General features: G+C 69.5%; 15 protein-coding genes. 5 read left to right on the top strand and 10 right to left on the bottom strand.

Annotated features, from left to right (window positions below):
• On the top strand, nt 1-1,545 hold a 1,545-nt coding region (locus BEMPMBAN_RS07775), incomplete at its 5' end, for an HNH endonuclease signature motif containing protein (RefSeq protein ID WP_159229779.1).
• 61 nt (nt 1,546-1,606) lie between these two features.
• Here BEMPMBAN_RS07775 and BEMPMBAN_RS07770 read toward each other — a convergent pair.
• The gene (locus BEMPMBAN_RS07770; RefSeq protein ID WP_234897351.1) at nt 1,607-2,419 is read right to left on the bottom strand and encodes an SRPBCC family protein; all 813 of its coding nucleotides are present in this window, start codon (nt 2,417-2,419) and stop codon (nt 1,607-1,609) included.
• 2 nt (nt 2,420-2,421) lie between these two features.
• On the bottom strand, nt 2,422-3,012 hold the full coding sequence (locus BEMPMBAN_RS07765; RefSeq protein ID WP_159229778.1) for an ArsR/SmtB family transcription factor: 591 nt from the start codon (nt 3,010-3,012) through the stop codon (nt 2,422-2,424).
• Nucleotides 3,013-3,075: 63 nt separating this feature from the next.
• On the opposite strand from BEMPMBAN_RS07765, the gene BEMPMBAN_RS07760 reads away from it, so the two are divergent.
• Nucleotides 3,076-4,572, top strand: a complete 1,497-nt coding sequence (locus tag BEMPMBAN_RS07760) for a bifunctional phosphatase PAP2/diacylglycerol kinase family protein (protein WP_159229777.1) — start codon at nt 3,076-3,078, stop codon at nt 4,570-4,572.
• On the opposite strand, the gene BEMPMBAN_RS07755 is transcribed toward BEMPMBAN_RS07760, so the two are convergent.
• Nucleotides 4,526-5,134, bottom strand: a complete 609-nt coding sequence (locus BEMPMBAN_RS07755; protein ID WP_159229789.1) for a phosphatase PAP2 family protein — start codon at nt 5,132-5,134, stop codon at nt 4,526-4,528. The genes BEMPMBAN_RS07760 and BEMPMBAN_RS07755 overlap by 47 nt on opposite strands.
• A 134-nt stretch (nt 5,135-5,268) precedes the next feature.
• Here BEMPMBAN_RS07755 and BEMPMBAN_RS07750 point away from each other — a divergent pair, with 134 nt between their 5' ends.
• Nucleotides 5,269-5,751, top strand: coding sequence for a hypothetical protein (locus BEMPMBAN_RS07750; RefSeq protein ID WP_159229776.1), 483 nt, complete (start codon nt 5,269-5,271; stop codon nt 5,749-5,751).
• Nucleotides 5,752-5,762: 11 nt separating this feature from the next.
• Here BEMPMBAN_RS07750 and BEMPMBAN_RS07745 read toward each other — a convergent pair whose 3' ends face one another.
• The 3 genes from BEMPMBAN_RS07745 to BEMPMBAN_RS07735 all read right to left on the bottom strand — a co-directional run bounded on the left by BEMPMBAN_RS07745 (nt 5,763) and on the right by BEMPMBAN_RS07735 (nt 7,290).
• Entirely contained in the window at nt 5,763-6,053 is a 291-nt protein-coding gene (locus BEMPMBAN_RS07745) for a CDGP domain-containing protein (RefSeq protein WP_159229775.1), read from the bottom strand.
• A 135-nt stretch (nt 6,054-6,188) separates the two neighbouring features.
• Nucleotides 6,189-6,953 (bottom strand): trans-aconitate 2-methyltransferase, encoded by a 765-nt coding sequence (locus BEMPMBAN_RS07740; protein WP_159229774.1) that lies wholly within the window; start codon nt 6,951-6,953, stop codon nt 6,189-6,191.
• A gap of 4 nt (nt 6,954-6,957) precedes the next feature.
• Nucleotides 6,958-7,290 carry an ArsR/SmtB family transcription factor gene (locus BEMPMBAN_RS07735; protein WP_159229773.1) on the bottom strand — a complete coding sequence of 111 codons (333 nt, stop codon included), beginning with the start codon at nt 7,288-7,290 and terminating at the stop codon, nt 6,958-6,960.
• Nucleotides 7,291-7,379: 89 nt separating this feature from the next.
• On the opposite strand from BEMPMBAN_RS07735, the gene BEMPMBAN_RS07730 reads away from it, so the two are divergent.
• Nucleotides 7,380-9,323, top strand: a complete 1,944-nt coding sequence (locus BEMPMBAN_RS07730; RefSeq protein ID WP_159229788.1) for a heavy metal translocating P-type ATPase — start codon at nt 7,380-7,382, stop codon at nt 9,321-9,323.
• A gap of 61 nt (nt 9,324-9,384) precedes the next feature.
• Nucleotides 9,385-10,539, top strand: a complete 1,155-nt coding sequence (locus BEMPMBAN_RS07725) for an alpha/beta hydrolase family protein (protein ID WP_234897355.1) — start codon at nt 9,385-9,387, stop codon at nt 10,537-10,539.
• Here the strand turns inward: BEMPMBAN_RS07725 and eccE are convergent.
• The 4 genes from eccE to BEMPMBAN_RS07705 are packed head-to-tail and all read right to left on the bottom strand — an operon-like array spanning nt 10,526 to nt 15,130.
• Nucleotides 10,526-11,455, bottom strand: a complete 930-nt coding sequence (eccE, locus tag BEMPMBAN_RS07720; RefSeq protein WP_159229771.1) for a type VII secretion protein EccE — start codon at nt 11,453-11,455, stop codon at nt 10,526-10,528. The two genes, BEMPMBAN_RS07725 and eccE, sit on opposite strands and share 14 nt — an antisense overlap.
• Nucleotides 11,452-12,843, bottom strand: coding sequence for a type VII secretion-associated serine protease mycosin (mycP, locus tag BEMPMBAN_RS07715; RefSeq protein WP_159229770.1), 1,392 nt, complete (start codon nt 12,841-12,843; stop codon nt 11,452-11,454). The genes eccE and mycP overlap by 4 nt, the downstream gene beginning before the upstream one ends.
• Nucleotides 12,825-14,279 (bottom strand): type VII secretion integral membrane protein EccD, encoded by a 1,455-nt coding sequence (gene eccD, locus BEMPMBAN_RS07710; RefSeq protein ID WP_159229769.1) that lies wholly within the window; start codon nt 14,277-14,279, stop codon nt 12,825-12,827. The genes mycP and eccD overlap by 19 nt, the downstream gene beginning before the upstream one ends.
• Nucleotides 14,261-15,130 carry an ESX secretion-associated protein EspG gene (locus BEMPMBAN_RS07705; RefSeq protein ID WP_159229768.1) on the bottom strand — a complete coding sequence of 290 codons (870 nt, stop codon included), beginning with the start codon at nt 15,128-15,130 and terminating at the stop codon, nt 14,261-14,263. The genes eccD and BEMPMBAN_RS07705 overlap by 19 nt, the downstream gene beginning before the upstream one ends.
• Between the last annotated feature and the right edge of the window lie 7 nt (nt 15,131-15,137).

Below are 15,137 nucleotides of genomic sequence, written 5' to 3'. Positions count from 1 at the left end.
ATGTCGGGGACGGAATTGCGGGAGGCGGTGTCGGCGTTGCGGGCTGCCTTTGATGCGGTGGCCGCTTGCGATGTTGACCTGTTGACCCGTGCTGAGCTGATCGAGCCCCTCGATGAACTGGAGACGTTGTGGTGTCAGCTGCCCGCGGTGCGGGAGCGGCTGCTGGCCCGGTTGCAGNNNGAGNNCACCCCNNAGCAGATGGGGGCCAAGTCGTGGAAAGAGGTGCTGGCGATCCGCTGGCGGATCTCGTCTGCGCAGGCCACTCGCCGGTTGACCGACGCGGCGTTGCTGGCGCCGCGGCGGTCGTTGACCGGCGAGCCGATGCCGCCGGCGCTGCCGGCGACCGCGGCCGCCCAAGCCCTGGGGGTGATCAACGCCGAGCATGTCGCGGTGATCCGCCATGCGGTGGCCAAGCTGCCCGGTTTCGTCGACGCCGCCACCCGTGGGCAGTTCGAGGTCGATCTGGTGCGGACCGCGGTGGGAGTGGGACCCAAAGAACTCAAGGACACCGCCGCGCTGAGGTTGTTTCTGCTCGATCAGGACGGTCCGGTCCCTGATGACGCCGATCGGGCCCGTTCCCGCGGGCTGTCCAAAGGCGGCCAACAACGCAACGGCAACATTTCGGTACGAGGGGAGCTGACCCCGGAGGCGTGGGCGACTCTCGAGGCGATCTTCGCCAAATATGCCGTGCCGGGGATGTGTAACCCCGACGATGAGCAGCCCTGCACCTCGGGCACGCCGACCCAGGCCCAGATCGACAACGATCACCGCAGCCTGGCCCAGCGCCGCCACGACGCGCTGGTCGTTGTCGGGCGGATCGCGTTGATGAGCGGCCTCGGCGATCTCAACGGGTTGCCGGTCTCGATCATCATCCGCACCACCTTGCAGGATCTGGAGAGCAGGGCCGGGGTCGGTGTCANCGGTGGGGGCACGGTGATGCCGATCGCCGAGGTGATCCGGATGGGCGCCCATGCCAACCATCACCTGGCGGTGTTCGACAAAGCGACCGGCTCAGCGCTGGCGTTGTTCCGGGCTAAACGGGTCGCTTCCCCGGCGCAGCGGATCATGCTGATCGCCCGCGATGGGGGCTGTACCAAACCGGGCTGCGCCGTGGGTGCTTACGGCTGCCAGGTTCATCACGCCGCCGCGGATTGGGCTGGCGGCGGGAACACCAACGTCGACGAGATGGGTTTGGCGTGCGGGCCCGATAACCGCGCGGTGGACGCCGACGGCGGCTGGCGCACCGAGATGAACGAGCGCTGCGAGGTCGAATGGATCCCGCCGCCAACGCTGGACACCGGCCAAACCCGCCTCAACACCTACCACCGCCCCGAACGACTCCTACGCCCACCAGACGAGCCGCAGGCCACCGACACCGCCGACACCGCCGACACCGCCGACGAGCCCCACGACCCGGCCCGCAACCACAGCGACCAACCCGCCGACGACCCCGAACCAATCCCACCCGGCGACGCCGAACCTGTCGACACCGCCGAACCCGGCCAACCCGGCGGACCCGCACCACCCCACCACCAAGCGGCCTAACGGCCCCACCCGGCACCCGGCGGTACCGTTGGGGGCCAATCCCGCGCTGGCCGAACGCCTTTCACGACACGCTGGAAGCAGGCGCCAACTCTGCAATCCAGCTGTCGAACCGCGCCTGTTCGGTGGCGGCAGTGGCGGCGGCGTCGACACCGTAGAAGTAGATGCTGACCATCACACTGGTCTGCCCTCCGGCGCTGAAGCTGCCGACCACCGCCACACCCGCACTCGGCGCGGTCAGGCGCGCCATCACCTCGCGCATCTGCGAATCCTGGTGCACCCGTTCGACGATTCCCTCCAGCGACGGCGCGCCGGGAGGTGTTCGCCAGGTACTCGCGACGTCGAGACCGCTCAGGCCGAGCGCAGTGGAAAGCGCTGCCCAGGCCTCGGTCAGGTCACCCGGATACCCGGTCATCACCCGGACAGCGGCTGCCGGCTGCCCTGGGAAGTGCGCCATGTACAACCGCAACACCTCGAAGAACCCCGGCCAACCGGTCTCGAAGCTCTCCAGTTCGTCGTCCCAGTCGTCCCGGTCGGTGAACAGGCTGTGCACCATCCGCACGACGCAGCGATCCCCCGACCGGCTCGTGACCACGACCTCGGTCGCCACCGGCGGTGCATCACCACTCCAACCGTGCTCCTCATACCCCAATCGCGCCGGGGGCTCCCACTCGGTGACGACCCCGGAGCTCGTCGCCCCGCATCCGAAGTCGAATTCGATTGCGCCGCCGACATGTTCCTCGACAGTCACCGGGGCGAACCAGGCGGTCATCCCCGGCCCGGTGGCGATCGCCTGCCACACCTGTTCCGGGGTGCCGGGCACCAGGAACTCCATCTCGACCCAGCGACGGCCGTCGTCGCCTTTCTTCAGCACCATGGCTATTTCCTTCCTGTCATCGGCATCGGGTAGGCCGCCAGCACTACGCGGTGCGTGCGGCCACGCGCGCTGGTTTCGTCGTGGTATTTCGCCACCAGGGTGGTAACGGCGTGGGTCAGCTCGTCGGTGAAGGCCGCCCGGTCAGCGGCGGTGCGGAAGGTGACCGCGGTATCAATCGACAGTGTCGCCAACCGCTTCTGTTGTCGCCGCGCCGCACCCCAGAGTTCGCCGACTTCCCGCACTGCCCGCGCGGCCAGCGCGATGAGATAACTCGCCGACAATCTGTCGGCCGCCCGGTCGGGGTCGATCGCAACAGGTCCGAGCGCACCCGGCGAAACGACATACGACGCCGCGGTGGCCACCAGGAGACGCTCGGTGAGCCCTCCCCAGCGTCGTTCGCCTGCCACCGTGACGAGGTGGTGTTCCTCCAGCGCCCGCAGGTGATAGTTCACCTTCTGCCGGGCGATGCCGAGGCGGGCCGCAAGAGCAGCCGCCGAGGTGGGTTCGGTGAGTTCGGCAAGGAGCCTGCCGCGGATCGGATCGAGCGCGCTGACGGCGGCGGCCGGATCGTCGATGACCTCGAGGTCGAGCATGTTGATCATCGTGTCCCTTGACAAATAAATGTGTCAAGGCTGCATTGCCGCTAGGTTGGCGTCATGGAACTGCTGCCCGCGCCACAGCGTCGCCGCGGAATTCGTCAGATCGGCCAAGGGCTCGGCACGCTGGACCGTGAGGTCTTCGAGGCGATCGCGGAGTCCCCCAGCCCCCTCATCGACGAGATGATGCCGCGGCTGACCAGGGCGGCCGACCACTCCAAGTTGTGGCTTGTGATCGCGGCGGGGCTGACCGCGTTCGGCAGCCCGTCGGCCAAGCGAGGCGCGGCGCGCGGCGTGCTCACGCTGGCGGTGACGAGCCTGGTCACCAACCAGGCCGCCAAGCGGGTCTGGCGGCGGGAGCGCCCGAGCCGGCTGCTGGTGCCGTTGGCGCGGCAGGCCCGCAGGTTCCCGACGTCGAACTCGCTGCCATCGGGTCATTCCGCCAGCGCGGCGGCCTTCGCCGTCGCCGTCGGCTTGGAGAACCCGCCGCTCGGCCTGGGCCTTTCGCTGCTCGCCGGCCTGGTCGGGATGTCCCGCGTGGCCACCGGCGCGCACTACCCGGGCGACGTACTGGCCGGCTTCGGCATCGGCGCAGGTATCGCGGTTCTGGGTGCGCGTGTGGTGCCGCCGATCGTGGAGCCGCGGATGCCTGCCACCGCGGCGCCGTTGCGGGTGGACACGCCGGCGCGGCCCGATGGCGCGGGCGTCACGCTGGTCGTCAACCCGGCCTCCGGCAGCGGCACCGGCGCCCGGGTGCTCGACGAGGTACACGAGGCGCTGCCGAAGGCAAAGATTGTCGAGCTCACCGAGGACGACGACGTCGAGGAGGTGTTGCGGTCGGCCGCCCGAGACGCCGAGGTGCTCGCGATCGGCGGCGGAGATGGCACCGTCGCAGCCGCGGCGGCGGTGGCGGTCGATGCGGGTGTGCCGCTCGCGGTGTTCCCTGCGGGCACCTTCAATCACTTCGCCAAGGACATCGGGTGTGACACCACCGCCGTCACCGTGGCGGCGATCGAGGACGGCAGCGTCTCCTGTGTAGACCTGGTGTGCCTGAACGAAAAGCACATGGTCGTCAACACCGCGAGCATCGGGGCGTATCCGCAGTTCGTGCAGAAGCGCGAGAAGTTCGAACACCGGATCGGCAAACCGTTGGCCGGGATCTACGCGATGTTCCATACGCTGCGCCACGGCGAACCGGTCCGCATCGCCTTCGACAACCAGACGCTGCAGACATCGATGTTCTTCCTCGGCAACTCGATCTACCTCCCGTCGGGCTTCGCCCCGTCGCGGCGGACACGGATGGACGACGGCCTGATCGACGTCCGGATCCTGGAAACCGGGCGACGATTGAGCAGGCTGCGGATTGTCACGTCTCTCGCGTTGGGACGGCTGGAACGCAGCCCGCTCTATCACGAGATGCGGGTGCCCGAGTTCTCGTTCGAGGCAGTGGACGGGCCGACGATCCTGGCGCTGGACGGCGAGGTCGGCACCGAGGTCACCAAGGCCAGCTTCAGCGTTCGCTACCGTGCGCTGCCGGTGTTTCGTCCGGCTGCGTGACGGGCCGGACGCGCGGCACCAACAGCACGCAGGCCACGAAGTACGCGTAGCCCAGCGCCCACCCGGCGATCACATCGGACGGGTGATGCACATTGAGCGCTACCCGGCCCAGCCCGATAGTCACGACCACGGCGACGCCGAGGGTGACGAGCCACCCGCGTCGGGAAGCGCGGACGGCCGGAAGCCCGACCGTCAGCAGGGCCAGCACCGAAACCATCACGCCCAGAGCGTGTCCTGACGGGAAGGACGACCCCAGTGCCGACACCATCGCGGTGTCCGGTCGCGGCCGGTCGGCCAGCCCCTTCGCGATCTCGGTCACCAAGCCGCTCAGTTCCACGCTGATCACCAGGAACATCGCGACGCGGATGTTGCGTCGGATCAGTGCCACCACGATCACCACGAGTGTCACCAGCCGGAAGGCACCGGGCCCGAGCACTGTGCAATAGACGTCCCACGCCGTCGCCCAGCCCGGATACGCCTCGGCGAGCCGGTCCATCGGCTCCAGTGCCCACGCGTCGACCCGCGCCACCCACGACCACTGCCACGCGTATCCCAGCCACATCACGGCGAACAGCCCGACCGCCACCACGGCGGTGCCGACAAGCCGGCCCCTGTGCGCCCTCACCAGACAAGCTGTACCACCCCGTCGGCCCACGGCCTCCTGACCACTGCGCGCGGCTGAGCTACCGTGCGTTGATGGCCGTATTACTCCGGAAGCTGTTCCGTATCGGCAAGCTCCCCGGCGAGTTACGCGCCCAGGTCGAGGCCGAGGGACTGTTGTTCATCGCCGAGTATGTGGCCGTGACCCGGCGGTTCCACGGCACGGTGCCGGGACTGCGCTCCGCCGGCAGTCTCGCCAGCTACGTCGGTGCGCTGGTGCTCACCGAACAGCGGGTACTGGGCACCCTGTCCTCGGTGCCCAAACTCGCCGGGCGCACCATCGACCACCGCTGGGATGCCCCGCAGTCGGGGGCGGTGACCGCCGAACTGTCGGCCACCGGGCTGAGCCTCGATGTCGACATGGCCGCGGTGGACCCGCGCTTTTCCGGTGAGCTGTCGCTGCACTACAAAGAGGACATCCCCGACGACGTGCTGGCGCAGTTGCCCCGGACCTCGCTGGCGTTCGACGTACCGCCGGAGTTCGTGTTCCGGGCCGTGGGCGTGCCGTACCACCCGTAGCCGGTGACAGCTCAGCCGGCGATGTGGATCGGTGGCTCGGCGAAGGCGAAATCTGACATCGGGCGGCCGGGGCCCATCAGCTCGCAGCGCCGCTCCGGCGCCAGATAGGAGCTGGCTCCCCGAGGAATCATCTTGGCGACCGCTACGCAACGCTCCCAGGTGCCGTCCGGCTGGACGGGACCGTCACACTTGCTGATGACGGGTCCTCCGTAGAGACAGCCGGCATCGGCCGGCGGTGCTGCGACCAACAGCTGTGCGGCCATGAGCAGCCCGGCCGATCCCGCAACCATCCAGCGCTTCATCGTGTCTCCCGTCGCCGCGTGCTGCATTGCCGAGCGACCGGGGCGGCAAACATCGTCGTCAGCGAGGCCGGCAAAGTTTCACGCTACCGTTGGTCACCCGCGTTCTACGGCCTTTGCCATCACGACTCGGGCATCTCAGTTCACCTGTGCCACCACGAACACCCTGCGGAACGGGAAGAACGTCGTCCCGTCGGCGCGGGCCGGATACGACGCGTCGAGCAGCGGGATCAGCTCGGCGCGGAACCGCTGCCACTGCGCGTCGTCGAGGCTGCTGCGCACCGGCCGCAGCGCGGTCCCGGTGATCCACTCCAGCACCGGGTTCTCGCCGGTCAACTCGTGGACATAGGTCGTCTCCCACGCGTCGACGGTGCACCCCGCGTCGGCCAGCAGCCCGGCATAACCCGCCGCCGACTGCACCGCCTCGGAGTCCCGGAAAATGCTGTCCGGCAACACTTTTGACCAATCGGGACGATGTGCGAGGTCACGAACCGCCTGATGCGACGGCGCCTCGAAGTTGCCGGGAACCTGAAACGCCAACCATGATCCGGCGCCGAGCTGACCCACCCACCGGACCAGCAGTTGCGGATGTTCGGGCACCCAGTGCAGGGTCGCGTTGCTCACCACCACATCGGTGTCGGGTTCGGGGGTCCACTCCCGGACGTCGCCGAGCTGCGCGGCCACTCCACGTCCCCGCGCCGCCTCCACCATCTCGGCAGACGAATCCCACGCTTCGATCAGCGCCGCCGGCCATCGGGCAGCCAGTGTCTCGGTGAGATTGCCGGGCCCACAACCCAGGTCGACGACTCGTCGCGGGTGGTCCGCACCGATTCGTGACAGCAGGTCGACGAACGGCCGGCCCCGCTGGTCGGCGAAGGCGAGGTAGACGTCCGGATTCCACATGCCGTCAGTGTGCGGTATCGCTTCCGGCTTCGGCGCTGCCGAACAGCGCCTGACCGAGCACCGGCAAAAGGTCCTTGTCGACTGCCGAGTAGAAGACGAAGGTGCCCTCGCGGCGGCCCTTCACCAACCCGGCCAGCCGCAGCTTCGCCAGATGCTGGCTCACCACCGCCGGCGTCACGTCGGCCAACTCAGCCAGGCAGGCGACCGACGACTCCCCCTGCGCCAGCGCCCACAGCACCTTGATCCGTGTCGGATCGCTCAACATCCGGAATGCCCCGGCAGCGGCTGCGACCTGTTCTTCGCTCGGCATCGTGAACCCGGAGATCGACGTGTGCACGTCGTGAGCATACCGCTGACAACGTGTTCACCTGTTCATGTGTAAAGCAGCTTGCGTATATGCGTGACTACGCAGATAAGGTGGCCGGCATGTCCTGTGGCGTCGCGACCCCTCACCGTCCCCGAACGCACACCCAGAAGTCCCGGCCCGCGGCGGTGTCCAGCACCTGGGCGCTTCCGCAGGTGCGCTGGGCGGCCGCCGCGACCGTGCTGTTCGGGCTGGGGCTGCTCGCTCAACTCTCCGGCGCCCCGGCGTGGTCGCATTGGGCCCTCTACCTCGCGTGTTACCTCAGCGGCGGATGGGAGCCGGCGCTGTCCGGGCTCCGGGCGCTACGGCGCAGGACCCTCGACGTCGACCTCCTGATGGTCGCCGCTGCGGTCGGTGCCGCGGCCATCGGTCAGATATTCGACGGGGCCCTGCTCATCGTCATCTTCGCGACCTCGGGTGCTCTGGAAGCGGTGGCCACCAAACGCACCGAGGACTCGGTTCGGGGTCTGCTCGACCTGGCGCCCGAGACCGCCACCCGGCTCGACGCGTCCGGCGAGCAGATCGTGGACACCGCCGAACTGGAGGTCGGCGATGTCCTGGTGATACGTCCCGGCGAGCGAATCGGTGGCGACGGCGTGGTCGTGGCCGGTGCCAGCGAAGTCGACGAGGCCACCATCACCGGCGAGCCCCTCCCGGTCGACAAGACCACGGGTCACGGCGTGTTCGCCGGCACGGTCAACGGCACCGGAACACTCCGGGTGCGGGTGAACCGTCCGGCAGCCGACACCGTCGTCGCGCGGATCGTGGCGATGGTCGCCGAAGCCGGCGCCAGCAAGGCCCGGGTGCAGTTGTTCATCGAGAAGATCGAGCAGCGCTACTCGATCGGGATGGTCAGCGCCACCGTCGCGATCTTCGTGATCCCGCTGCTGTTCGGGGCGGATCTGCAGTCCACGCTGCTGCGCGCGATGACCTTCATGATCGTGGCCTCCCCATGCGCGCTGGTGCTCTCCACGATGCCGCCGCTGCTGGCGGCGATCGCCAACGCCGGCCGGCACGGCGTGCTCGTCAAGTCGGCCGTGGTGATGGAGAAGCTCGCCACCGTGACACGAGTGGCCCTCGACAAGACCGGCACCGTGACCGAAGGGACGCCGCGACTCGTGGTGGTGCGCCCCCTGCCCGGTTCGGGTGTGACAGCGGCTGCGCTGCTCGCCGCTGCGGCGGCCGCCGAGGATCCGTCCGAGCATCCGCTCGCCCGAGCCGTCGTCGCCGGGGCCCGAGCCGCCGACGTCGCGGTTCGATCCGCTACCGACTTCTCGTCCGTCCCGGGTCAGGGGGTTCGTGCCCGCATCGGTGACGCTGTCGTCGAGGTCGGGCGGCCGGCCCCGGCCGACCGCGGCCAACCGGAGGTCGGTGCGGCCCTCGAGCAGATCGAGCAGGCCGGCCACACGGCTGTGGTGGTGCGCATCGACGGCGACGCCGCCGGAGTGCTCGGGTTGTCCGACAGCCCGCGCGAAGGCGCCGCCAAGGCAGTGGCTGCGCTGGCGGCGCTGACCGCAGCCCCACCGGTGCTGTTGACCGGTGACAACGCCCGCGCGGCCGCAAATCTCGCCGAGCAGGTGGGTTTCGAGGTGATCGAGTCCGGATTGCTGCCCGCCGACAAGGTCGGCGCGGTGCGGAACCTCGAGTCCGGCGGTGACCGGGTGCTGCTCGTCGGCGACGGAGTCAACGACGCCCCCGCCATGGCGGCCGCCCATGTGTCGATCGCGATGGGGCGCAGCGGATCCGATCTGACCTTGGACACCGCCGACGCCGTCACCACGCGCGACGAGCTCGCCACCCTGCCCGCCGTCATCACACTGGCTCGCCGGGCCCGGCGCGTGGTGGTGGCGAACCTCGTCATCGCGTCGACGTTCATCGTCGTCTTGGTCACCTGGGACCTGGTCGGCCACCTCCCACTACCTCTCGGTGTGGCCGGGCACGAGGGTTCGACGGTGCTGGTCGCGCTCAACGGGCTGCGACTGCTCCGTGAACGTGCCTGGCGTTAGCATGCCAAGGGTGGAGTCCAGCTCGCCCCGCCTCGTGCCCGACGCCGAGCCGCCCATACCGATGCCGGACGTTCCGGGTGCCGATGCCTCCGCCCGCGGACTGCCTCGCCGCGTGGACCTCACGCAGCGACAGCGGCTCATCGTGGACTCGTCGGCGCTCGCCGACATGGTGCTGCGCACGTCCATGGCGTCGCTGATCAGCGCCACCATGCTGCCCACCGTGGCGGGTGCGCTGCGCCGGCCGCAGTCGCGGACCGAGGAGCAGCATCTGCGCTTCTACGCCGAACTCGCTGCCGCCAAGGATCCGCTGGTCTCCTTCCCCGCGCCCACGTCGCTGCCGCGGGTGTCGTCGAGGCCGGCCAACCCCGTGGCCGAGTGGATCGCGCACGGCAACGTCCGCAACATCCGCTTCAACAGCAGCTTCACCGCCGTCAACCCGGCCCTGCGGGATCAGTGCCGCGGCTACCGCCGCAACAACGTCGTCCATGCCCAGCATTGGCGCCACAACGACGGGCCGCGGCCCACCCTGTGTGTGATCCACGGTTTCATGGGGTCCGCCTATCTGTTCAACGGACTGTTCTTCTCGCTGCCCTGGTTCTACCGGTCCGGGTACGACGTGATGCTCTACACGCTGCCGTTCCACGGGCGTCGGGCCGAAAAGTACTCGCCATTCAGCGGATACGGCTATTTCGCCCACGGCTTCGCCGGGTTCGCCGAGGCGATGGCGCAGGCCGTACACGACTTCCGGTCACTGGTCGACTATCTCGAGTACACCGGCGTCGACCGGATCGCACTGACCGGGATGTCGCTGGGCGGCTACACGTCGGCGTTGATCGCCAGTGTCGACGACCGCATCCAGGCGGTGATCCCCAACGTGCCCGTCGTGACGCCGGACAGGACCGTCGACGAGTGGTTCCCGGCCAACAAGATGGTGGCGTTGCGTGACCACATCGTGGGCACCGACAGGGAGTTGTCCGACGCGGCGACGATGTACCCCTCCCCGCTGAACTATCGGCCGCTGCCGGCCAAGGACCGACGGTTGATCATCGCCGGCCTCGGTGACCGGCTGGCCCCGCCGGAACAGGCCGAGATCCTCTGGGAGCACTGGGATCGTTGCGCGTTCCACTGGTTCCCGGGCAACCACGTGCTGCATGTCAGCCAGCCGGACTACCTGCGCCGGATGACCCGCTTCATGGCGGCGTTCATGTTCGACTGAGAACCGCACCGACCGGCCAGCGCAGTTGCGCCAACCGCTCGGCGGACACCCGGACGGGGGTCGCGGACAACCGCTTGTCGGATTCGGGGGCCAGCGCGGCGAGTGCCTGCCGGTGCCGACCGCGCTCGGGTTCCAGACCGGGCAGCGGTGCGCGGGACCCTGGGCGCTCGGCGGTGCGGATGGCGCATGCCGCGGCCAGCTCGGAAGTGCTTCTGCTGCCGGTCAATTCGAGCGCAGTCCAGACCTCGTCCGACTCTGACGCCCAGACCGCCGCGAGTGTCTCGGCCAGGTTGTCACCGACGTCGACGCGATACGCGGCGATGTAGCCGCGGTCGTCGGCGACACCGCGCCAGGTCTCTTTGCCCTGCGCCAGTGGTGCCACCCCGGCTCCGGTGCCGGTGTCGTCGACACTGACCTCCCAGCCTGCCTCGCGCAGGTGGTCGGCCATCCGTCGAGCCGCGACGATCACGGTGTCGTGCAGTGGAATCCGGGAAGACCGCGCACGCAGCGCCGCGATGTTGTCCGCCGCACCGAGGGTCAGTCCGATCCAGGTGGTGCGAGCACCTTCGGCGTCACGGCTGGTCACTCGAACCTTGTCGAACCGGATTCCATAGCGGTCGAGGTAGCCGGAGACGAGCTCGAGCGGGAAGTCGACAGCCTCCGGCGACTCGACTCGCAACACCACGGTGGCGAACTCGCCGGCCTGGTGGTTGCCGTCGGTGTGATTTCGGCTGCGCACCATGGCGATTCGGCGGGCGACCATCATCGTCACGAACATTCCACGCCACCACGCGAAGGCCACGGCGACCACAGCGATCGCCACACCGAGCAGCCAGCGATCAGCGGTCGACTCCCAGGGGTAGGCCATGGCGGCCGGGATCACGAACAGCAGGGCCAGGGTGGTCCGGACGATCATGTGTTCTTGCCCTTCCGTTTTGCGTTCGCCACTACCACGACGAGCACGAGTATCGCCAACACTCCGACCCCGGCGAACGCGACCACCCGGGGCATCGGATCCTCTGGTGCAGGTGTCGGCGGCGCTGCTGTTGGTCTGACGGCGGCCGGGTCGCTCTCGGAACCCTCGGGCACCACCCAGGTCAGTGCCGCGACCGGGTCGATGCTGCCGGCCCCGAACAGATTCGACGGCGACCGGGCGCCGGCGTGGGCGGTGCCGCTGAGGCGGCTCACGACCTGCTGTGCGCTCAGATCCGGGAATCGGCTGCGCACCAACGCCGCGACCCCCGAGACGTATGCGGCCGCATAGCCGGAGCCACTGATCGGCGCCATTCCCTGATCGCTGTCGGGCATGCCGTTGGCCAACCCGCCGTCGGCGGCGTTGCTGACCGACGTCACGTTCTCGGCGGGGGCGGCGATACCCAGCCACGGCCCCGCCATGGTGAACTGCGAGGGTTGGCCGCCCGCTGTCAGCGAGCCGACCGACAGCACGTACGGCTGCCACCACGACGGGATCGACACCGAGTTCACGCTCGCCCAGTTCCGTGGATCGGACGGTCGGGCCGGATCGGTGAGCGGATTGGACTCGCAGGCCGACCCGCCTGCCATGCCCCCGCGGGTGTCACCGGCCGCGGCGACGATCACCGCGTCCCTCTCGACGGCGGCGTATCTCAGCGCCGCGCCCAACTCGGTCTGGTCGACGTTCTTGTTCGCCGGCACGCACGTCACCGTCGAGATGTTGATGACCCTCGCTCCGGCGTCGGCGGCGCGCACCACGGCGCGCGCCAGCGTCGCCACGTCGCGGTTGGCCTGCGCGACGGCCGGATCCTCACCCGGATCACGGGCAGCGAAGTGGGCTGAGGACTGCCGGATCGAGATCAGGCGGGCATTCGGCGCCACTCCGGAGAAGCCGTCCTCGCCGGGTTGTCCTGCGATCAGGCCTGCCACGAGAGTCCCGTGGCCGTCGCAGTCGGTGAGGCCGTCGGTGGATTCCACGAAATCCCCGCCGGACTCGACCTCGGGCAACCGCGGACCGGGGGTCACGCCGGTGTCGATGACCGCCACCAGCTGACCGTCGCCCCTGCTGTGCTTCCACGCTTCGGGAAGGGCGAGCGACAGCAGGTTCGGGCTCGCCGCCGCAGGGTCGGTGCCCGCAATGACACCGCTGGTCACGCACTCACTGCGCTGCGCCATCGGCTGCACCGGGCCGGCGGTCCCGCTCGGCGGAACCACCGCCGGGTCGACCTCGGGAGGGGAGATCGCGCCTGCCGACGGCCCGCCGACCGCCAGAACAGCCAGTGTCACCACCGACACGACGCCTGCGCGTCGGATCACCGATTCAGCACCCATGCGAAGATCCCCACCAGATACGCCATCACCGGGATCAACGAGGCGTCGAACGCCGAGGCGACAAAGCCGAGCAGCCGTCGCATCGGCAACGAATAGGTGTCCGGCTCGGCGATCCGCGGGTTGAGCGCGGCCACCGCCCACACCGCGACCAACGCGGCGAGGCCGGCCAGCGTCCACCACGCCGCGGCGAAGCTGCCGGATGCGGCGAACATCGCCAGCAGCACCGTGGTGAGCAGGTACGAATGTCCGAGCAGCCACGCCTTGCACGGCGCTGAGTCCCATACCCGGGCGCGCAGCGCGGCGCCCAGCGCGACGGCGATCACCACGTACCACGCCCAGGGGGACACGTCGCCCTCCCCGCTGACGACCGGCCAGAGGACCGCGACCGAACCGGAGACGGCCAGCAGCACCCCTGCGGCGATGAAACCGGTCTGGTGCGAGTCACCGGCACGGATGCGGCGCGGCAGATCCTCGAGCACCCGCAGCGGCGGCGCCGACGGTGTCGGATCACCCGGGGCCGGGATCATCGGCACGGGCAGCCGGGCGCACAGTGCCGAGAGTTGGGCGGCCTGCACGGTGATCAGGAGCGCCGCGACGATCAATCCGCAACCGAGCGCCAGGGGCGAGAGGGTCCACACCGCGGCTGCCGCGGCCGCCAGCAGTGAGCCCAGCGCGGTGGTGGCGGTCGCGGTGAACAACGCGATGGCGCGTTCGCCGACGGTGATGCTGATGATCGACCAGGCGGCCACGCCCGCCGCCGCGAGCAGTATGTGGGACGGTCCGAAATCCCCCGGAACGGCCAGCGCGAACGCCGCGGCCACCGGGGCGAGTGTGGTCGCGGCCAGCGCGGTCGCCAGCCGCGGTGAGCCGGTGCGGCTCAGCAGCGCGCCCAGCACCGTGGCCACCGCCACCCCGCTGACCACGAACAATCCGACGGAAGCGCCGGTGACGACGCGGTGCAGGACCGCCAGCGCGGTCGTGATCAGGATCAGGCCGATCCCGGCCAGCGCGGCGCCGCGTCGGATGTGCCCGGCTCCCCAGGGTTTCTCGCGGGCGACGGAGAAGATCATCGCCGCATCGGCGATGTCCTCCACGATCCGCGGCGCCGGTGGGCCGACCGGAACCGGCTGCAGGGCGAGCAGGTCGCCGTCGACGACACCCACCGTGGTGAGTGTGGCGTCGAGACTGAACGGTGCTCCGCCGATGGGTGCCAGGCTCAGCAGCTCTGCCGCGTCCGCCGCCTCGTCGGCCGGGGACACGATCCGCCGAACCGCCGGGATGACCTCCCGCAGCGGGAGTTCGGCCGGTAGGGCCACCTCGGTCAGGCGGCCACTGCCGTCGGCGGTGCCGTCCTCTCCCGCCGCGGCGGAGAGCACGGCGACGCGGACGATCGGCATCACCGCGTTGTTGGGCGAAGTTAGAGCGGACTCTGGCATTGTTCTTCTCTCTGCTGCGGGTATTCGTCGAAGTCTCTGGTGACGGCGTGTTCGGGAAACCACGGCCCGTCGGGCAGGGCGCCCGTCAGCCGCTCGACGGCGGCGGCGATGGCCAGTGAGCCACCCGGGGAGAACGTGGAAATCCACTCGCCGTCAAACGCTTTGGCGGGACTGACCAGGACACGGCCGACCGAGGTGTCCACGATGCTCACGCCGACGTCGGTGCTGACCCGGTGTCCGTCGCGATGCTGGCCCGCCACGATCTCCACGTAGGTGCGGGAGTCCTCGAACGCGGCCACCACCACAGGACGCGCGGACGAAGGGATTCCCAGGTAGTCCAGCATGTCCCGCACCGAGGCGCCACCGCGGATCTGCTCGTCGGCCTTGGCGCCGGCGCGTGCGGGCAACGAGAACTCCTCGAAGCGTGCCGGGGGCCGGCCGGACAGACCTGCGGTCAGCACCGGCACCAACGCCTGCGGGTGGTCGATCTCCATGGCCGTGAACGTGATCAGCGCTCCACTGCGCAACGCCACGACGGTCGCGCCGGCGTCGCGGGCGATGATCCCGCGCAACATGGCCCCACGACCGGCGATGAACCTGAGCTCGAGCCACTGACCGGGCCGACACACCGTCCGAAGCCACTGCGCCACAGACGGTTCCACCACCCGATCGGCGGTCATGACGCCGAGCCGGGTCAGCCTGGCGACCTGGTCGTTCTCGAATGCTGCACGCTGCGCCATGTCGCTGTAGGGGGGCGTGACCGCCAGCACCCACGGAAAACTGCCGGCGCCGAGGACGTCGGCGAGAAACCAGGCCGCCTCGGCGCTCAGCTCGACGGCATTAGCGCGCACTGGACTC

The sequence above is a fragment of the Mycolicibacterium austroafricanum genome (assembly GCF_902705885.1).
GTDB lineage: Bacteria > Actinomycetota > Actinomycetes > Mycobacteriales > Mycobacteriaceae > Mycobacterium > Mycobacterium vanbaalenii_A.
Note: the sequence above shows the minus strand (reverse complement) of the source record. Positions and strands in the feature narration are given on the sequence as shown.